14 protein-coding genes and 3 pseudogenes are annotated in these 18925 nt (G+C 63.4%); 15 read left to right on the top strand and 2 right to left on the bottom strand.

Annotation, left to right across the window (positions count from 1 at the left end):
- Window positions 1-2 precede the first annotated feature (2 nt).
- The 6 genes and pseudogenes from DC31_RS10335 (at window position 3) to ilvC (ending at window position 7483) form a co-directional block, all read left to right on the top strand.
- Window positions 3-1414: pseudogene (locus DC31_RS10335) on the top strand (alpha,alpha-trehalose-phosphate synthase (UDP-forming)).
- Window positions 1415-1469: 55 nt separating this feature from the next.
- Complete coding sequence (gene otsB / locus DC31_RS10330; protein ID WP_051606713.1) at window positions 1470-2267, top strand: trehalose-phosphatase; 798 nt, start codon at window positions 1470-1472, stop codon at window positions 2265-2267.
- 9 nt (window positions 2268-2276) lie between these two features.
- A complete protein-coding gene (gene ilvD, locus DC31_RS10325) occupies window positions 2277-3995 on the top strand; it encodes a dihydroxy-acid dehydratase (protein WP_036279586.1) in 1719 nt (572 codons plus the stop codon).
- A gap of 71 nt (window positions 3996-4066) precedes the next feature.
- Window positions 4067-5868: pseudogene (locus DC31_RS10320) on the top strand (acetolactate synthase large subunit).
- A gap of 3 nt (window positions 5869-5871) precedes the next feature.
- The gene (ilvN, locus tag DC31_RS10315) at window positions 5872-6381 is read left to right on the top strand and encodes an acetolactate synthase small subunit (RefSeq protein WP_036279584.1); all 510 of its coding nucleotides are present in this window, start codon (window positions 5872-5874) and stop codon (window positions 6379-6381) included.
- Between the two features lie 73 nt (window positions 6382-6454).
- Complete coding sequence (gene ilvC / locus DC31_RS10310; RefSeq protein ID WP_036279582.1) at window positions 6455-7483, top strand: ketol-acid reductoisomerase; 1029 nt, start codon at window positions 6455-6457, stop codon at window positions 7481-7483.
- A gap of 56 nt (window positions 7484-7539) precedes the next feature.
- On the opposite strand, the gene DC31_RS10305 is transcribed toward ilvC, so the two are convergent.
- On the bottom strand, window positions 7540-8367 hold the full coding sequence (locus tag DC31_RS10305; protein WP_235201431.1) for a hypothetical protein: 828 nt from the start codon (window positions 8365-8367) through the stop codon (window positions 7540-7542).
- A 177-nt stretch (window positions 8368-8544) separates the two neighbouring features.
- On the opposite strand from DC31_RS10305, the gene DC31_RS10300 reads away from it, so the two are divergent.
- The 3 genes and pseudogenes from DC31_RS10300 to serA all read left to right on the top strand — a co-directional run bounded on the left by DC31_RS10300 (window position 8545) and on the right by serA (window position 11052).
- Window positions 8545-9003 carry a hypothetical protein gene (locus DC31_RS10300; RefSeq protein ID WP_036279577.1) on the top strand — a complete coding sequence of 153 codons (459 nt, stop codon included), beginning with the start codon at window positions 8545-8547 and terminating at the stop codon, window positions 9001-9003.
- Complete coding sequence (locus tag DC31_RS10295) at window positions 9000-9335, top strand: hypothetical protein (protein ID WP_036279575.1); 336 nt, start codon at window positions 9000-9002, stop codon at window positions 9333-9335. Before DC31_RS10300 ends, DC31_RS10295 begins: the two co-directional genes overlap by 4 nt.
- 125 nt (window positions 9336-9460) lie before the next feature.
- A pseudogene (serA, locus tag DC31_RS10290) lies at window positions 9461-11052 on the top strand (phosphoglycerate dehydrogenase).
- Between the two features lie 39 nt (window positions 11053-11091).
- Here the strand turns inward: serA and DC31_RS10285 are convergent.
- Window positions 11092-11649 carry a TetR/AcrR family transcriptional regulator gene (locus tag DC31_RS10285; protein WP_036279572.1) on the bottom strand — a complete coding sequence of 186 codons (558 nt, stop codon included), beginning with the start codon at window positions 11647-11649 and terminating at the stop codon, window positions 11092-11094.
- 66 nt (window positions 11650-11715) lie between these two features.
- On the opposite strand from DC31_RS10285, the gene DC31_RS10280 reads away from it, so the two are divergent.
- The 6 genes from DC31_RS10280 (at window position 11716) to DC31_RS10255 (ending at window position 18911) form a co-directional block, all read left to right on the top strand.
- On the top strand, window positions 11716-13251 hold the full coding sequence (locus DC31_RS10280; RefSeq protein WP_051606710.1) for an MFS transporter: 1536 nt from the start codon (window positions 11716-11718) through the stop codon (window positions 13249-13251).
- 66 nt (window positions 13252-13317) lie between these two features.
- Window positions 13318-14367 (top strand): 3-isopropylmalate dehydrogenase, encoded by a 1050-nt coding sequence (locus tag DC31_RS10275; protein WP_036279570.1) that lies wholly within the window; start codon window positions 13318-13320, stop codon window positions 14365-14367.
- 45 nt (window positions 14368-14412) lie between these two features.
- Window positions 14413-15507, top strand: a complete 1095-nt coding sequence (locus DC31_RS10270) for a branched-chain amino acid aminotransferase (RefSeq protein WP_036279567.1) — start codon at window positions 14413-14415, stop codon at window positions 15505-15507.
- 16 nt (window positions 15508-15523) lie between these two features.
- Window positions 15524-16300 carry a fumarylacetoacetate hydrolase family protein gene (locus DC31_RS10265; protein ID WP_036279564.1) on the top strand — a complete coding sequence of 259 codons (777 nt, stop codon included), beginning with the start codon at window positions 15524-15526 and terminating at the stop codon, window positions 16298-16300.
- Window positions 16297-17553, top strand: coding sequence for an MFS transporter (locus DC31_RS10260; protein ID WP_036279561.1), 1257 nt, complete (start codon window positions 16297-16299; stop codon window positions 17551-17553). The genes DC31_RS10265 and DC31_RS10260 overlap by 4 nt, the downstream gene beginning before the upstream one ends.
- A 104-nt stretch (window positions 17554-17657) precedes the next feature.
- Window positions 17658-18911 carry an OmpA family protein gene (locus DC31_RS10255; RefSeq protein WP_036279558.1) on the top strand — a complete coding sequence of 418 codons (1254 nt, stop codon included), beginning with the start codon at window positions 17658-17660 and terminating at the stop codon, window positions 18909-18911.
- Window positions 18912-18925: the final 14 nt, after the last annotated feature.

Here is an 18925-nt window from a genome sequence, read left to right as displayed (position 1 = left end):
CCATGACTAACGCAGAGTTCGTCGTTGTCGCCAATCGGCTTCCGGTCGATCGAGTTGTGGGCGAAGACAGTACAGAAACATGGCGTACGTCGCCTGGTGGTCTGGTGGCGGCGCTCGAACCCGTCATGCGCAACGTTGATGGCGCGTGGGTCGGTTGGCCGGGCCAGGCCGATCTTGAGTTCGAACCATTCACCACGAACGGTCTTCGGCTGATTCCGGTTCCGCTCAGCGCTCGGGAAGTCGCTGAGTACTACGAAGGCTTTGCGAACGACACGATCTGGCCGCTGTATCACGACGTGATCGCTCCGCCGCAGTATCACCGGGAGTGGTGGGATGCCTACGTCGTCGTCAATCGACGATTCGCAGAGGCCGCCGCAGCGGCAGTGGCAGAGAACGGGACCGTCTGGGTGCACGACTACCAGCTGCAGCTTGTTCCGGAAATGGTGCGGGCACTGCGCCCAGATGTGACGATCGGGTACTTCCACCACATTCCGTTCCCCATGCACGGGCTGTACGCGCAGTTGCCGTGGCGTGATCAGGTTCTGCGCGGGCTGCTGGGTGCTGATGTTGTCGGCTTTCAACGTGCACAGGATGCGAGCTACTTCCTCGCCGCAGTCCGTCGTCGACTGGGGTACCACGCAAGGCCACGACCGTCGTCGTTCCCGAAGCGAACGGCGAACGCACGGTCATCGCGAAGGCGTTCCCGATTTCTATCGATACCGCTCCTTATCTCGAGCTCATCGCAAAGCCCGAAGTCAAGGCCAGAGCCGCAGAGATCCGCGAGAGCCTCGGCAACCCGAAGACGATCGTGCTGGGCGTGGATCGCCTTGACTACACCAAGGGCATCGGCCACCGGATCAAGGCCTACGGCGAGCTGCTCGCAGAGGGCCGGCTCAAGGTCGAGGACGTGACCCTCGTCCAGGTGGCGAGTCCGAGCCGCGAGCGAGTCGACGCGTATGTGAACCTTCGCGACGAAATCGAACTCGCCGTCGGACGCATCAACGGTGACACCGACACGATGGGCCACTCGGCGATCCGCTATCTGCATCAGGCGTTCCCTCGAGAAGAGATGGTGGCGCTGTACCTCGCCGCCGATGTGATGCTGGTGACGGCGCTCCGTGACGGCATGAACCTCGTCGCGAAGGAGTACATCGCCACCCGTGCCGACAACCGTGGCGCACTGGTACTCAGCGAATTCGCCGGAGCAGCCGATGAACTCCGACAGGCCATCCGCGTGAACCCGCACGACATCGAAGACCTTAAAGAGGCGATCATGACAGCGGTCGAGATGCCGGCGGCCGAACAAAGCAAACGCATGCGATCGCTGCGACGGCGTGTTCTGGAGCATGACGTCAACGCCTGGTCGTCATCGTTCTTGGAAGCACTGGCTGCAGCCCGCGCGGCGCGCATGTGACACCGTCGCGCGCCGTGACACCGCGGTGCCGACCGACCCGACGAGGATAAGCTCTATGACCCGCACGTGGACCCCTGGAACCTCAGACGACGCCCTCACGGCGATAGCGACCACACAACGGCTGGTCGTCGCACTCGACTTCGACGGCACTGCCTCTCCGCTGGTCGCTGAGCCGATGGCGGCACGAGCGCTGCCCGAGGTGAAGACCCAGGTCGACCGCCTCGCCTCGATGCCAGACACCTTCGTTGCGTACGTCTCCGGACGCAGCATGCACGATCTGAAGGAGATCACCGAGCACTCCGCCGATTCGCTGATCGCGCTTGCCGGTTCGCATGGTGCGCAGTATTGGTTCCCAGGCCTCGGCGATGCTGATCCGGCCGAAACTTCTGCCGCGGAGGGCAGCAAGGAAGATCTCTGGGCAGCGGCACGGCCGATCGTCGATCGTTATGAAGGCGCGAGTCTTGAGCCCAAGAGCTTCGGAATGGGAATCCACACACGCGCTGCCACGGCTGAGGTTGAGACCGCGGTATTCGCCGAGATCGATGCGCTCGTCGCAGGACGCTTTCCGCACTGGCGCCGGCGCGTAGGACACCGGGTGCTTGAGTTCTCCTCACGCAGTGAAGGCAAGGACGCCGCGATGGACGCACTTCGGGGTCACTTCGAGGCGACCGGCATCCTGTTCGCTGGCGATGACGTCACCGATGAAGATGCCATTCGCGTGCTGCAGCCTGGCGATCTGGGGGTCCGGGTCGGTGCGGGGGAGTCTGCCGCGACGCTGCGTGTGGCGAACCCACAAGAGATCGCGACTCTTCTGGAGGCACTCGCGACCGAGCGAGCCGCCGGACGGGAATAGACTGCCGTCATGTCCTCGCAAGATCCTGCTTTGAACGCGCCCATCGACATCAAGCCCCGCAGCCGCGTCGTCACTGACGGCATTGAGGCCACTACCTCCCGAGGCATGCTTCGTGCCGTGGGTATGGGGGACGCAGACTGGGGTAAGCCCCAGATCGGCATCGCCTCCAGTTGGAACGAGATCACGCCCTGCAACCTGAGCCTCGATCGTCTCGCGCAGGGTGCGAAAGAGGGCGTGCACTCCGGCGGCGGCTACCCGCTGCAGTTCGGCACAATCTCCGTCTCTGACGGCATCTCGATGGGCCACGAGGGCATGCACTTCTCGTTGGTCTCCCGTGAGGTCATCGCTGACTCGGTCGAGACCGTCATGATGGCTGAGCGTCTTGACGGCAGTGTTCTGCTCGCCGGGTGTGACAAGTCCATCCCCGGCATGCTCATGGCCAGCGCACGCTTGGATCTGTCCAGCGTCTTCCTGTACGCGGGATCGATTGCACCTGGCTGGGTGAAGCTCTCAGACGGCACCGAGAAAGACGTCACGATCATCGACTCGTTCGAGGCTGTTGGCGCGTGCCGCGCTGGCCTCATGAGCGAAGAAGACCTCAAGCGCATCGAGTGCGCGATTGCTCCCGGCGAGGGTGCCTGCGGCGGCATGTACACGGCCAACACGATGGCATCCGTCGCCGAAGCGCTGGGTCTTAGCCTTCCGGGCTCCGCGGCCCCGCCCGCAGCCGACCGTCGCCGTGACTACTTCGCGCACCGTTCTGGCGAAGCCGTGGTTAACCTGCTGCGTCTGGGAATCACCACGCGCGACATTCTCACGAAGGAAGCTTTCGAGAATGCAATCGCTCTCGCGATGGCTCTCGGCGGTTCCACCAACGTCGTGCTGCACCTGCTGGCGATCGCTCGTGAAGCTGATGTCGACCTGACGTTGCATGATTTCAACCGCATCGGCGACAAGGTTCCGCACGTCGCAGATATGAAGCCTTTCGGTCAGTACGTGATGAACGATGTCGACCGCCAGGGCGGCATCCCCGTGATCATGAAGGCGATGCTCGACGAAGGCCTGCTGCATGGCGACGCACTCACGGTCACCGGCAAAACGCTCGCAGAGAACCTTGCCGACCTCAACCCCGGTCCGATCGACGGCGAGGTAATCCACACGTTCGACAACCCGATCCACGCAACAGGCGGCCTGACGATTCTGCACGGATCGTTTGCTCCTGAGGGTGCCGTCGTGAAGTCCGCCGGATTCGACGCCGACGTCTTCGAGGGTCCCGCTCGCGTCTTCGAGCGTGAGCGCGCGGCGATGGATGCTGTCGCCAACGGTGAGATCAACGCCGGCGAGGTCATCGTGATCCGCTACGAGGGTCCCAAGGGCGGACCCGGAATGCGCGAGATGCTCGCGATCACCGCGGCCATCAAGGGAGCTGGGCTCGGAAAAGATGTACTACTCTTGACGGACGGGCGATTCTCAGGCGGCACAACCGGCCTGTGCATCGGCCACATAGCACCCGAAGCGGTGGACGCAGGTCCTATTGCCTTCGTGCGCGATGGTGATCTGATACGGGTCGATATCGCAGCTCGCTCTCTTGACTTACTCGTTGATGAGGCAGAGCTCGCCTCCCGCCGTTCTGGCTGGGAGCCACTTCCCCCGCGCTATACCCGTGGCGTTCTTGCCAAGTACTCGAAACTCGTGCGCTCCGCTGCAGAGGGCGCAACGACGGGCTGATCCTTCGACAAGGTCAGGACCCGAACATCACAACCGAGTGCTGTTGAACTCTCCGATCACCAAGGAAAGACATGACTGCTGATTCTGTTTCGGCCGTTCCGCGGCCGCCATCCCAGAAGTCCGCCGCTCCCGAGATCTCGGGAGCTGAGGCCGTTGTGCGCTCACTCGAGCTTCTCGGCGTTACCGACGTGTTCGGGATCCCTGGCGGAGCGATCCTGCCGGTCTACGACCCGCTGATGGACACTGACAAGCTTCGGCACATCCTCGTTCGCCATGAACAGGGTGCAGGTCACGCGGCAGAGGGCTATGCATCGGCATCCGGCAAGGTCGGCGTGTGCATCGCCACCTCCGGGCCTGGAGCCACCAACCTCGTCACCGCAATCGCCGACGCTACATGGACTCGGTTCCGTTGCTCGCGATCACCGGTCAGGTGTTCTCCACCCTGATGGGAACGGATGCCTTCCAAGAGGCAGACATCGTCGGTATCACCATGCCGGTGACGAAGCACTCGTTCCTCGTGAAGGACGCCTCCGAGATCCCCGGCGCGCTCGCTGCGGCCTACGAGATCGCCTCGACCGGGCGTCCAGGTCCTGTGCTGGTCGACATCACGAAGGATGCACAGCAGGCGATGGCGCCGTTCATCTGGCCTCCCAAGGTCGACCTGCCCGGCTACCGTCCCGTGACGAAGGCGCATGGCAAGCAGATCCAGGCGGCAGCGAACATGCTGGCCGCAGCCAAGAAGCCGGTGCTGTACGTCGGCGGTGGCGTGATCCGCGGGCGAGCGTCCGCTGAATTGCTCGCGCTGGCCGAGACAACCGGCGCACCGGTCGTGACGACCCTGATGGCGCGAGGCGCCTTCCCGGACTCGCACCCGCAGCAGTTGGGCATGCCTGGCATGCACGGCACCGTTCCCGCGGTGCTCGCGCTGCAGGAGGCCGACCTGATTGTGTCGCTCGGTGCGCGTTTCGACGACCGTGTCACGGGCAAGGCGAAGCTGTTCGCCCCGCACGCCAAGGTCGTGCACGTCGACATCGACCCGGCCGAGATCTCCAAGATTAGGTTGGCTGATGTGCCGATCGTCGGCGACGTCCGTGACGTGCTGATCGATCTGGATGCCGCATTCCGCGGTGCAATCAACGGTGAGAAGCCCGACACGGAGGAGTGGTGGTCCTACCTCGACGGTCTCCGCGACGAGTTCCCGCTCGGCTACACCGACCCCAGCGATGGCCTGCTCTCACCGCAGTACGTGATCAAGCGGATCGGCGAAATGACGGGCCCGGAAGGTATCTATGCCTCCGGCGTTGGCCAGCACCAGATGTGGTCTGCGCAGTTCATCAAGTACGAGCGCCCCAATGCCTGGTTGAACTCCGGTGGTGCGGGCACGATGGGCTACTCCGTGCCGGCAGCCATGGGCGCCAAGGTCGCCGAACCCGACCGTGTGGTCTGGTCGATCGACGGCGACGGATGCTTCCAGATGACAAATCAGGAGCTCGCGACCTGCACGATAAACAACATCCCGATCAAGGTCGCGATCATCAACAACTCGTCCTTGGGTATGGTCCGCCAATGGCAGACCCTGTTCTACGACGGCCGCCACTCGAACACCGACCTCAACACAGGCCATGGCACGGTCCGCATTCCCGACTTCGTCAAGCTCGCCGAGGCCTATGGCTGCCTCGCGATTCGAGTGGAGAAAGAAGAAGAAGTGGATGCGGCGATCCAGCTCGCTCTGGACACCAACGACCGCCCGGTCGTGATCGACTTCGTCGTCTCTGCTGATGCGATGGTCTGGCCGATGGTGCCTCAGGGCGTCAGCAACAACTACGTCCAGTACGCGCGTGACCACGCGCCTGCGTTCGATGAGGAGGACTAAGACATGTCGAGCCACGTTCTGAGCCTTCTGGTGGAAGACCGTCCAGGTCTGCTCACCCGCGCTACAGGTCTCTTCGCCCGCCGCGGCTTCAACATCGAGTCGTTGGCAGTGGGCGTTACCGAGGTGCCAGGTATTTCTCGCATCACGGTCGTCGTCGACGTCGAGGGCCTGCCTCTCGAGCAGGTGACGAAGCAGCTGAACAAGCTCATCAACGTCATCAAGATCGTCGAGCTCGAGTATTCCTCGTCTGTGCAGCGCCATCACGTGCTTGTCAAGGTGCGCACCGACAACTCGAGCCGTTCGAACGTGCTCGAGGTGGTGAACCTCTTCCGCGCCTCGGTGGTCGATTATGCCGCTGATGCGCTGGTGATCGAGGCCACCGGAGACAAGGGCAAGGTCGACGCACTGTTGCGGGCGCTCGAACCGTTCGGTATCAAGGAGCTCGCTCAGTCAGGCCTGCTCGCGATCGGTCGCGGCGGCAAGAGTATTTCCGAGCGCGTTCTGCGCGGCTGACCACACGAATCTGCCGGTCCCTGAGCCTGTCGAAGGGCCGGTCAAACCAACCACTAGCAAGGAGAAACACAACGTGAGTACTGAGATCTTCTACGACGCCGACGCCGACCTGTCGCTCATCCAGAGCAAGAAGGTTGCCATCGTTGGTTACGGCTCGCAGGGCCACGCCCACGCGCAGAACCTGCGTGATTCTGGTGTTGAGGTCACGATTGCCCTCAAGGAGGGCTCGAAGTCTGCTGCGAAGGCAGAAGAGGCCGGCTTCCCGGTCATGACCGTCGCGGATGCCACCACCTGGGCCGACCTGATCATGATCCTCGCGCCCGACCAGCACCAGCGCACGATCTACAGCGAGTCCATCAAGGACAACCTGGGCGAGGGCAAGACTCTGGCCTTTGCCCACGGCTTCAACATCCGCTTCGGCTACATCGACGCGCCTGCTGGCGTCGACATCATCCTGATCGCACCGAAGGCTCCGGGGCACACCGTGCGTCGCGAGTTCGTCGCCGGCCGCGGCATCCCCGACATCATCGCCGTCGAGCAGGATGCCTCGGGCAAGGCGTGGGACACCGCGCTGTCCTACGCGAAGGCAATCGGTGGCACCCGAGCGGGTGTCATCAAGACCACCTTTACCGAAGAGACCGAGACCGACCTCTTCGGCGAGCAGGCCGTGCTGTGCGGTGGCATGAGCCACCTCGTGCAGGCTGGATTCGAGACGCTCACTGAGGCTGGCTACCAGCCGCAGATCGCGTACTTCGAGGTGCTGCACGAGCTCAAGCTCATCGTTGACCTCATGTGGGAGGGCGGTATTGCCAAGCAGCGCTGGTCGATCTCCGACACCGCCGAGTTCGGCGACTATGTCTCCGGCCCGCGCATCGTCGATGACCGCGTCAAGGAGAGCATGAAGGCTGTGCTCGCCGACATCCAGAACGGCGCTTTCGCAAAGCGCTTCATCGATGACCAGGACAATGGCGGCGAAGAGTTCTTGGCGCTGCGCGCCAAGGAGGAGCAGCACCCGATTGAGGTGACCGGCAAGGAGCTGCGTTCGCTCTTCGCTTGGAAGCAGCAGGATGAAGATTACGTCGACGGTTCTGCCGCGCGCTGATCCATCGCACTAAAAAAGGCGCCCCGTGAGGGGCGCCTTTTTTAATGCCCGGCGAGTCACTCGGTGGGAGCGTCCTCAACCTGGATCGGCGCGTCAGCCTCGTTTGCCCATACCGGGGCAGGCAGCAGCGTGTCCGTCTGACCTGCCTGAATGGCACGCAGCGCCTCGGTGATTTGATCCGCGTTCTCGGGAACGGCGAGGCCACACGTATTGAGCTCCGATGCGAACTTCAGCGTCAGGCGGATCTTGCCGGCCGCGACTGCCTCGCCGGTAGTACCGGTGCGCTTCTCACTGCCGGTCTGGATATCCGACACCTGGTCGCAGACATGGTAGACGGAGCCGCCATCGACCCACACGACCTCGTCGTGGCCGAGTAACTGGATCACAGCCGACTGATCTGCGGTGTACTGCTCAACGGACGAGGGGTTGTAGTCGATTCCGAGGGCGACGGCGGCAACAGCCAGGACGATGCCGATGATGCCCGCCGTGGTCTTTTGCCCCTTGTCCATGTCCTTGTTCAGGAAGATGAGGATGACCAGAGGGAGGAACGCAATAATCGCGATGATGGCGCCGAACTGGTTCTGCACGAAGAAACGCACGGTATCGGACTTCTTCGCAGGGTCGAGACGGTTCGCCTTCTTCCACAGGACTGAGCCAGTGATCGACAGAGCGGCGATCACGACGAGCATCACGATGAGTGTGATGAATGCCCACTGCGGGAACTGCGCTGTGGCGTTCTGAGTCTCCAAGAGGCCGGTGTCGGCGTTACGCACGATCGTGCCGTCTTCACCCACAAACTCACGCTGACGCAGAATCCAGAAAATTGCGACTGCTTCCGCAGCAATCGCAATGAACCAGAGCACCGCTGCGATCCAACGGAACATCGTGGCCTTCTGCTTCGACTCAGGCGTCGGCGTCCAGGTCGCTCGGAAGCCGTCTCGGCGCCCTTCGCCGCGGCGACGGTCGATGCAACGACCTTTTTCTTGCGCTCAGCCACTGTGAGTTCCCCTCGTGAATGTGATCGCCCCGATCTTAGTGGACGGGTGTCCTACGCTGGGGGAATGACATCCGAAGCTGATGACGCGCTCTCCTGGGAGGGTGATGACGAGCTGCCAGCGCAGAAGGCTGCGTTGCCGAGTGGCTGGAACGCCGTGGGCAAAGACAGCGAAACGGTAGGTCTCATCGCCTCGGATGGGTCCGTCGTTGATCACGCTGAGCCGCGCGGTCTCAGCACGCCGATGCTACTGCTCGTCGGTATCGTCGGTGGCATCTATCTGCTCTATACGGTCGGCTGGATCATCGGAGGACTGAACCTGCAGGGCAGTGCGATGTTCCTCATCCCAGGGGTGATGTATCAGATTGCCTTGTGGGCAGCGGTGCTGGCCCCGGCGCTCTGGTTTGGCGCTGTCTGGCTGCTGACGCGCAGATCGGCGGGCTGGATGCGCGTTTTGGGCTTTCTTGGCGGCGTACTGCTGCTCGTGCCGTGGCCGTTTGTGATGACGGGGGTGACGGGCGCATGATCGAGAACGTGGCACCCACGAAGCAATCATTGGGGCTGTGGAAGACCGTGATCGTCGGCCTCGCTGGGCTCTTCTACGCCTATGCGGTGTGGAATGCCGTGGCGTACCTGATCACGGTGGCACAGCTCGGCTTGAACGCCTATGGCTGGTTCGTCATGATCTTCTCAGTGCTTTTCCCGATCCTGGTGTTCGCAATCGGCTACGCGCTGGGTCGTGGGCGTCGGGCGGGGGAGCTGACTGTGGTGATGATTGCTGGGCTCGCGCTGGTAGCGGTCTTCTGGATGAACGTGGTCGCGTTGAGCACGTTGAACCTCACTTCGCTGACAAGCTGACGCGCTGCGTTACACGGCGCGGAGTGGTGTTTCGGCTCCGGTAGGGTTAAAGACGATCGCGCCCCGACGGTGTGCGGCGCATCGATCCCCACCCGCGCTATGCCGCTCACCCCAAAGGATCCTCTGTGTCGAAGCCTGTCGTGCTCATTGCCGAAGTTCTCTCGCCCGCCACGATCGACGCACTCGGTCCTGACTTTGAGGTGCGCCAAGTAGACGGCACCGATCGCGAGGCGCTGTTCGCAGAGCTGTCCGATGCGGATGCCGTGCTCGTCCGCTCGGCGACGAAGATCGATGAAGAGGCGCTGAGTCACGCTCCCAAGCTCAAAGTCGTCGCTCGCGCGGGTGTCGGTCTCGACAACGTCGACATCCAGGCCGCCACCAAGGCCGGCGTCATGGTTGTGAACGCCCCGACCTCGAACATCATTTCCGCCGCAGAGCTCACCTGCGGTCACATCCTGAGCCTTGCTCGCCATGTGCCGGCCGCGCACGCATCGCTGGCCGCTGGCCAGTGGAAGCGCAGTGCGTACACCGGCACTGAGCTGTTCGAGAAGACCCTCGGCGTTATCGGCCTCGGCCGGATCGGTGCTCTCGTTGCGGCTCGCATGCAGGGCTTCGGGATGAAGATCGTCGCGTACGACCCCTACGTCACGAGCGCCCGTGCGCAGCAGCTCGGAGTTGAGCTGCGCACTCTTGACGAGCTCGTTGCAGAGGCTGATTTTCTCACGATCCACATGCCTAAGACGCCGGAGACCACTGGCATGATCGGCGCCGAGCAGCTGAAGGCAATGAAGAAGACGGCCTACGTCGTGAACGTTGCCCGCGGCGGACTCATCGACGAGGCCGCGCTCCGCGAGGCGCTCCTCGCGGGCGAGATCGCCGGTGCCGGCCTTGACGTCTTCACCAGCGAGCCGCCAGCGGACGACAACCTGACCTCGCTTCCTAATGTGGTCGTCACCCCGCACCTCGGTGCATCCACCGATGAGGCTCAGGAGAAGGCCGGTGTTTCGGTCGCACGCTCCGTCAAGCTCGCCCTCGAAGGAGACCTCGTACCCGACGCGGTCAACGTCGCGGGCGGCATCATTGACCCGTTCGTTCGCCCCGGCATCGCCCTGGTCGAGAAGCTGGGCCAGATCTTCAGCGGCCTGACCACCTCTGCCCTCACCAGCCTTGACATCGAGGTGCGCGGCGAACTGGCCGAGTACGACGTCAGCGTCTACCGCCTGGCTGCACTCAAGGGCATTCTCTCCAACATCGTTAGCGAGAACGTGTCGTACGTGAATGCGCCGCTCTTCGCCGAGCAGCGCGGCATCGAGGCTCGCCTGATTGTCGAGAAGGAAAGCCCCGAGTACCGCAACCTGACCACCCTGCGCGGAGCGCTTGCCGACGGCACTGTGCTCTCGGTTGCGGGACCCTCGCGGGTACCCGGATGGTTCAGAAGATCGTGGGCATCAATGGTCACGACATCGAGGTGCCGATCGGCGAACACCACGTCGTCATGAGCTACACCGATCGTCCGGGTATCGTCGCGGTCTACGGCCAGAAGTTCGGCGAGGCCGGCATCAACATCGCGGGCATGCAGGTTGCCCGTCGTGAGGCTGGTGGCCAGGCGCTTACCGTGCTCACTGTCGACTCGCGGGTGCCGGATGAGCTGCTCGCTGAGGTGGGCAAAGCCATCGATGCATCCGTGATCCGCTCGATTGAGATCACCGAGGCCTGATTCGCGGAGGCGTGCCAGCGGTGCGCCACACGACAGGAGTCAGATTGTGGCTCGTCGAACCAGCTCGATGAGTGCGTCGAGGTCATCGCCGGTAGGTACGGGGCCCTCAAGACCGCTGTGCTCTTGTCCGGCGCGACCCAGCGCGTTGTTGTAGTAGAGACCGTCGCTCACGAGCATGAGCAGGTTGAGCGCTGCTTCATCGCGCACGTGCGGGCGCAGCGACTGCGACCATTGCTCACGAATCAGTCGCAGTCGCGCTGAAGCTGCGGCAGAGCCACCCTGGGCGAGACGAGTCGCAGCAATGAGTGCGCGGTCGAGGGCGAGATCTTCCATGACGGATGTGCGGATGAAGTAGGCGACCGGACCATCTGATGCAGATGCCATCCGCAGGAGGTCTTCCTCAGCGAGATTCGCGAGGCGTTCGAGGAGACCGTTCGCGAGCTCGTCTTTCGACGCGAAGTGGTAGAGCAGGCCGCCTTTAGAGACGCCGGCGGCCTTGGCCGTGGCATCCAGTGTCGCCGTGCGCTCGCCCGCAGAGATGAGAATCTCCTCGAAGGAGTCGAGGACGCGTTCGCGTGCAACCGGAGGACGGGACATCCTGTTACTATACCATCCGGACGGTTTAGTAATGAGATCGTCAGCCAGAGCTGAGAGAGGTGCCTGATGGCCCATACCGGGTCGATCGAGACGAGTGGCATCAACGCGCCACGCGCCGGGGTGCGCGCATGGTTCGCGCTCGTCGTGTTGATGCTGCCAGTACTTCTGGTGTCTGTCGACAACACGGTGCTCAGCTTTGCGCTGCCAGAGATTGCCATCGCCCTTGCGCCGTCCGGCGTTGAGCAACTGTGGATCATCGATGCGTACCCGCTCGTGCTCGCGGGGCTCCTGGTCACGATGGGCACGCTGGGGGACCGCTTCGGACGCCGACGGATGCTGCTCATCGGAGCGACCGGATTCGCAGCGGTATCGGTACTTGCGGCCTTCGCGCCCACGGCTGCACTGCTCATCGCCGCGCGCGCACTTTTGGGCTTCTTCGGCGCCATGCTGATGCCGTCTACGCTGTCACTTCTGCGCTCAATCTTTCCGAACCGCGATCAGCGACGCATGGCAATCGCCGTCTGGGCATCTGCGTTCTCTGCCGGGGCAGCCCTCGGACCGATCGTCGGCGGATTCCTGCTCGAGCACTTCGCGTGGGGATCGATTTTCCTCGTCGCAGTCCCGGTGCTGATCCCGCTGCTGATCGCGGCGCCTCTGCTGGTTCCTGAGAGCCGCGATCCTGCTCCGGGCAAGATCGACCCGATCAGCATCCTGTTGTCGATGGGAACGATGGTTCCGATCGTCTACGCGATCAAGTCCCTCGCCGTCGACGGCCCATCGCTTGTCGCGGTTGCCTGGGCGTTGCTCGGCATCGCCTTGGGCATCTTGTTCGTGCGGCGGCAGCTCCGCGCGGAGACACCCATGCTCGATATGGCGCTGTTCAGGCGCGGTGCGTTCTCTGGCGCGATTCTGGTGAACTTGCTCAGTGTGGTGGCGCTCGTCGGATTCCTGTACTTCGTCTCGCAGCACCTACAGCTCGTGCTTGGACTTTCACCGATGATCGCGGGCATCGCTCTGGTGCCTGGGATGGTCGCGATGATCATCGCGGGGCTCAGCGTGGTTCCGATCTCGCGTCGGGTCGCGCCGCATATTCTTGTGCCTTCTGCGCTGGCGTTTTCCGTCGTGGGTTATTTGCTCGTTGCGTTTGCGACTGAGGATCACGGCATCGCGCCACTGGTCATCGCATTTGTCGTCCTCGGGCTCGGTATCGGCGCCGCCGAGACCATCTCGAACGAGTTGATCCTCTCGAGCGCGCCTGCCGCGAAGGCAGGAGCTGCCAGCGCGGTCTCCGAGACGGCCTATGAGCTCGGGGCGGTGCTGGGAACGACGATCCTCGGCGGGATCATCACGGCGTTCTATAGGGGTGCGCTTGTGGTGCCGGCCGGAGTTCCTGAGGACGCGGCCTATGCCGCACGGGAGACTTTGGCTGGCGCGTACACCTCGGCAGAGAAGCTGGCAGAGCCGCTGAAGTCAGAGCTGTGGGATGCCGCGGCCTCCGCATTCGGATCTGGTGTGACGGTGACGTCGTTGATTGGCGCGGGACTCGTCGTCCTCGCCGGCGTGATTGCGGCTGTCACACTGCGCGTACCCCGCCCACGCTGACCAGTACGCTGGAGGGAACCTGCTCGAGCAATGTCGTGCTCTGGCGATTCCGGTGCAAGGAGTGTCATGTCGCGTGTCGTGAAGCTGGCCGTCATCCCCGGTGACGGTATCGGTCCTGAGGTCGTTGCAGAAGCGGAGAAGGTGCTCGACGCCGTCACCGCAGGCAGCGAAGTGACGTTCGAGAAGACGCGCTTCTCGCTCGGCGCCGCGCGCTTCCTCGAGACGGGTGACACGCTCACCGATGACGACCTTGCCGCGATCAGCGCGAACGACGCGATCATTCTCGGTGCGGTGGGCGGTACGCCGGGTGACCCACGGCTGAAGGACGCGAACATCGAACGCGGACTGCTGCTCAAGCTCCGGTTCACGCTCGACCACTACGTGAACTTGCGCCCATCAAAGCTCTACACGGGCGCGCCAGGGCCGCTCGCTGACCCCGGCGAGATCGACTTCGTCGTCGTTCGAGAGGGCACCGAAGGGCCGTACGTCGGCAACGGCGGCGCCATTCGCGTTGGCACGCCCCACGAGGTGGCGAACGAGACCAGCGTCAACACGGCCTACGGCATTGAGCGCGTCGTGCGCTATGCGTTCGAGCTTGCCGGGCGCCGACGTCAGAAGCTCACGCTGGTGCACAAGACCAACGTGCTGGTGCACGCGGGTGGCATGTGGCAGCGCATCGTCAACGAGGTGGGAGCTGAGCACCCTGACGTCGCCGTAGACTATCTGCACGTCGATGCGGCAACGATCTTCCTGGTCACGAACCCTTCGCGCTTCGACGTTATTGTCACCGACAACCTTTTCGGCGACATTCTTACGGATCTGGCAGGCGCCGTCACCGGCGGCATCGGCCTCGCAGCTTCGGGCAACATCAATCCCACAGGCGACTTCCCCTCGATGTTTGAGCCCGTTCACGGTTCGGCGCCGGACATTGCAGGACAACAGAAAGCCGATCCCACGGCAGCGATTCTCTCCGTCGCGCTGTTGCTCGACCACCTCGGGCTGCGCGAAGAATCTGACCGCGTCACACGCGCGGTCGAAGCAGACATTGCCGAACGGACCGGTGCTCGAACCACCAGCCAGACGGGTGACGACATCACCGCGAGGCTCCAGGCGTAGTCTGGAATCACGCACTCGCCACCCGCATCAAACGCAGGATGTGACATGACTTCGAATGACACCGAACTCGCCCCGCTCGAGTTCTCCGTGACCAAGAACCTCGCCGCTCGCCCCGCTGCGCAACGGGAAGAGGTTTTGAAGAGCCCCGGCTTCGGCACGACGTTCACCGACCACATGGTCGACGTCTGCTGGTCCGCGCGTGGCGGCTGGCACCGTCCGCGCGTGCAGCCGTACGGTCCGATCTCGCTCGATCCGGCGGCGGCGGTCCTCCACTACGGCCAGGAGATCTTCGAGGGCATCAAGGCCTACCGACACGCCGATGGTTCAGTTCACACCTTCCGTCCTGAGAAGAACGCCGAACGTCTGCAGCGCAGCGCCCGGCGACTCGCGTTGCCTAAACTGCCGACCGAGTACTTCCTTCAGTCTTTGCGCGAGATCATCGCCGTCGATGGCGACTGGGTGCCGTCAGGCGCCGACCAGAGTCTTTACCTGCGACCCTTCATGTTCGCGAAAGAGGCATTCCTCGGAGTGCGTCCCGCGCAGAAAGTCGCGTACTACCTGATCGCGAGCCCTGCGGGCTCATACTTCACCGGCGGCGTGAAGCCGGTACGCATCTGGTTGTCAGAGACGCACGCTCGTGCGGGCAAGGGCGGCACCGGGGCAGCGAAGACCGGCGGCAACTACGCGTCTAGTCTGCTGCCGCAGGCTGAAGCCTCCGACAAGGGCTGCGACCAGGTCGTGTTCCTTGACCAGGACGGCAACGTCGAAGAGCTCGGCGGCATGAACGTCGTGTTCGTCTTCAAGGACGGTCACATCGTGACTCCGCAGTCCGACAGCATCCTCGAGGGCATCACGCGCGACTCATTGCTGCAGCTCGCAGAGGATCGCGGACACACGGTCGAGCGCCGTGCTTTCTCGCTGAAGGAGTGGCGCGACGGCGTCGCCTCCGGCGACATCGTCGAGGTGTTCGCGTGCGGTACGGCAGCGGTTGTTACACCGATCGGCGCGCTCGTGAGTGCAGGATTCGAAGATGCCCAGCCGATTGGCGAGCTTGCCCTCTCGCTGCGCGAGGAACTTACCGACATCCAGTACGGTCGCCGCGAAGACAAGCACGGCTGGCTCCTGCGCCTCGACGCCTGAGCGCTAGGCTGGTCGGGTGAAGATCGCTCGGTTCAGCCACAATGACGCCATCCGCTACGGCATCGTCGATGAGCGGGAGCTCGTCGTCCTCGCCGGTGACCCGATGTTCGCCGGATTCGACACGACCGGGGAGCGCGTGCCGCTTGCGGATGCTGCGCTGCTCGCACCCGTGATCCCGCGCTCGAAGGTCGTCTGCGTAGGCAAGAACTACCACGACCATGCTGCCGAGATGGGCGGTGTGGCACCTGAGGAGCCGCTGCTGTTCCTTAAGCCGAACACATCGGTGATCGGCCCCGGCGACACGATTGTGCGACCGACGCTCTCTGAGCGCACCGAGCACGAAGGCGAGCTCGCTGTTGTCATTGGTCGCATCGCGAAGAACGTCAAGGCTGAGAATGCCCTCGATTACGTGTTCGGGTACACCGTTGCCAACGACGTCACCGCACGCGACCTGCAGAAGAAGGACGGCCAGTGGACCCGCGGGAAGGGCTTCGACACCTTCTGCCCTCTCGGCCCGGTCATCGAGACCGAGTTCGATGCGGATGACGCGACGATTGAGACCCGTGTGAACGGTGAAGTGCGCCAGCATGCGCCGCTGAGCGACATGATCCACTCGGTCGAGGAGATCATCGAGTACGCATCGGCAGTGTTCACGCTGCTGCCTGGCGATGTCATCCTGACTGGCACGCCCGCCGGCGTGGGGCCCTTCGTCGCCGGAGACACGGTCGAGGTAGAGGTCTCAGGTCTCGGCATCCTGCGCAACTCTGTGCGCGACGCACAGCCTGCTCCATGACCGCACCCACGGTCGTCGATCAGACGGCCGTGCAGCGACGCACGGTTCTCGTGTTGTCGATCGGGCAGGTGCTCGGCGGAATCGCCTTTGGTGCGACCGTCTCGCTCGGTGCACTCCTCGCGGCCGATCTGTCCGGTGACGACGCACTCTCTGGGCTCGCCACCGCATCGGTGACGCTGGGGGCGGCGCTGTGCGCCATCCCGCTCGCACGACTGGCGAGTCGCGTCGGGCGTCGTCGTGCGCTGACACTCGGCAACCTGTTCGCGCTGATCGGCATCGCTGTCGTTATTCTCGCGGCGGCGCTGCGAATCTTCCCGCTGCTGCTCGTCGGCATCCTGATGATTGGTGCCGGTAACGCCGGAAATCTGCAGTCTCGCTTCGCCGCCACCGACCTTGCCTCACCGAAGCATCGCGGACGCGACCTGTCGATGGTCGTCTGGGCAACGACGATCGGCGGGGTATCAGGGCCGCTGCTGCTCGGTCCTGGCGAGATTGTCGGTCAGGCGATCGGGATGCCGCCGCAGACCGGTTCCTATCTGTTCTCATTGGTCGCGCAGCTGGCTGCTTTGATCCTCTACATCACGGCGTTGCGTCCGGATCCGCTGCTGACGGCGCAGCGATTCGCGAGGGATGCCGCGGCGAAACTGTCCGCGCCGCTGGTCATTGCCGACCGGCCGCTCGTGGCGCGCTACGCCATTTTCGCGATCGCTGGCTCACACGTGGTGATGGCCTCGGTGATGGCGATGACGCCGGTGCATCTCTCGCACATGGCTCAAAGTGCACACGCCGGTCACGCGTCGAGCGCTGATGTCTCGTCGCTGGTCGGTGTGACGATCGCGTTGCATGTGGCAGGAATGTACGGGCTTTCGCCACTCTTCGGCATCCTCGCTGACCGTTGGGGGCGGCTGCAGGTAGTGCTGCTCGGACAAGTGCTGCTTGCTGGCGCACTCGGGTTCGCGATCTTCGCGAATGATCAGGCGGGGGGAGTGATGGCCGCTCTCGTGCTGCTTGGGCTCGGGTGGAGTGCCGCCACGGTCGCCGGTGCCGCGCTGCTCACCGAGGCGAGCGCACCAGAGTTGCGTACGCGTCGCCAAGGCCGCAGCGACTCGCTGATGAGCCTGTGTGCTGCCGCGGGCGCCGTTCTCGCTGGCGTGGTGCTCGCGAATTTCCAGTACGCGGGGCTCGGTGTCGCGGCATCCGTTCTTGTGCTCGTGATTGTTGTTCTTGCGCCGCTGGGACGGACGAAGACGTAGCCAAGGATCACGGTGCACCCGCACGGCGAAGCGGCATTCGAGGCCGTCGAGGCGTGCAACGTACCAGTGATTTTCGGTTTTCGCACGCTGTTAGGGTTCGAGATATGTTGTCTCGAAGTCTTGCCATCCTTGCGTCCGTTGTCCTTCTGGCAGGATGCGCGGCTACAGCAGATCCAAAGCCCGAAGCCGATCCGGCACCGACTGAGGAACTGACTTCAGAGAGCATCGTCGGCGAAGTCCCCGTCACGTTCGGCTCCGCCGCGATGACGGTGCAGGTGCACCCGATCGTCCGCGCAGGCGAATCGCTTGTGCTGACGCTGGATGTCGTCGTCGATGACGATTCCTCCGATGTACTCACGAGTGGTCCGCTTGATGCGCTGATGCCGCTCTGGAGTAGCAGCAGCGACCTTAGCCTTTCGGATTGGGTAGGAGTTCGCCTGTTCGACCTCTACTCGGAGGAAGTCATCGCACCTGCTCTCGATGAGAGTGGCATAGCCGTAATCAGCCGTACGGAGGCAAGCGCTGGTGCGTCCACCGAACGGGTGCAGCTCGTTTACGGCGACTCCTTCGCGCAGGACTTCGATCTAGCAATTCCTGGCGGCGGCTTCGTCGGTGAGGTCCCCGTCATGGAGGCAGACGTCCCAGACGTTGAGGGTGCAGACTTCGTCGACCTCGGCGCGGTGGTATCGCAGCCGGTGGTTCCGATGGTGTCGTATTCGCAGGATCTCGCATCCGCGACGCGCACCGATGCAGACGCCGAGAAGGCTCTTATTGCGCTTAGCGCCGATTTCCTTTTCGGATACGACTCCGCTGAGCTGACGGACGAAGCGCGAGCTGCTATTCAGGCGGCGGCTGAACAGATCGGTGACCGCGAAGCCGGTACGGTTCAGGTCATTGGGCACACGGACTCCGACGGAGAAGAAGCAGCCAACCAGGACCTCTCAGAGCGTCGTGCGGCGGCAGTGGCAGCTGTGCTCGGTGAGTTCATCGACGCTACGGAGTACCCGCTCGTGGTGAGCGGGCGCAGCGCGTCGGAGCCTGCTGCTCCGAACGACACTGAAGCCGGTCGTTTGCAGAACCGTCGCGTGGAACTGCTCATCACCACCCCGAAGCGTGAAGAGGGAGCAATTTCGGACCTCGAGGCAGGCGAGCTTCCCGACACCAACGGCATGGTCGCCACCGGTGCTATGGGTGTGGATGTCGAGGGCACGCGCCCTTGGCATATCAGCGCCGAACACGCCTACAACGTCAAGAACCACCTGGTCGTCGAATTGAAGATCGAGGCGCTGGACGGCCTTGTTGGCGCTGCCGGCCCCGATATCTTCGGTGGAACTGCTACCGGCCCCGCTGGCTCGTGACAGCAGGGTCGTTG

The sequence above is a fragment of the Microbacterium sp. CH12i genome (assembly GCF_000685355.1).
Taxonomy (GTDB): domain Bacteria; phylum Actinomycetota; class Actinomycetes; order Actinomycetales; family Microbacteriaceae; genus Microbacterium.
This window is presented reverse-complemented; position numbering and strand designations above follow the sequence as displayed.

Excerpts from the sequence above, each read along its gene's own strand:
- otsB (WP_051606713.1), top strand. The coding sequence starts at position 1,470 with ATGACCCGCACGTGGACCCCTGGAACCTCAGACGACGCCCTCACGGCG.
- ilvD (WP_036279586.1), top strand. The coding sequence starts at position 2,277 with ATGTCCTCGCAAGATCCTGCTTTGAACGCGCCCATCGACATCAAGCCC.
- ilvN (WP_036279584.1), top strand. The coding sequence starts at position 5,872 with ATGTCGAGCCACGTTCTGAGCCTTCTGGTGGAAGACCGTCCAGGTCTG.
- DC31_RS10305 (WP_235201431.1), bottom strand. The coding sequence starts at position 8,367 with ATGTTCCGTTGGATCGCAGCGGTGCTCTGGTTCATTGCGATTGCTGCG.
- DC31_RS10300 (WP_036279577.1), top strand. The coding sequence starts at position 8,545 with ATGACATCCGAAGCTGATGACGCGCTCTCCTGGGAGGGTGATGACGAG.
- DC31_RS10295 (WP_036279575.1), top strand. The coding sequence starts at position 9,000 with ATGATCGAGAACGTGGCACCCACGAAGCAATCATTGGGGCTGTGGAAG.
- DC31_RS10285 (WP_036279572.1), bottom strand. The coding sequence starts at position 11,649 with ATGTCCCGTCCTCCGGTTGCACGCGAACGCGTCCTCGACTCCTTCGAG.
- DC31_RS10280 (WP_051606710.1), top strand. The coding sequence starts at position 11,716 with ATGGCCCATACCGGGTCGATCGAGACGAGTGGCATCAACGCGCCACGC.
- DC31_RS10275 (WP_036279570.1), top strand. The coding sequence starts at position 13,318 with ATGTCGCGTGTCGTGAAGCTGGCCGTCATCCCCGGTGACGGTATCGGT.
- DC31_RS10270 (WP_036279567.1), top strand. The coding sequence starts at position 14,413 with ATGACTTCGAATGACACCGAACTCGCCCCGCTCGAGTTCTCCGTGACC.
- DC31_RS10260 (WP_036279561.1), top strand. The coding sequence starts at position 16,297 with ATGACCGCACCCACGGTCGTCGATCAGACGGCCGTGCAGCGACGCACG.
- DC31_RS10255 (WP_036279558.1), top strand. The coding sequence starts at position 17,658 with ATGTTGTCTCGAAGTCTTGCCATCCTTGCGTCCGTTGTCCTTCTGGCA.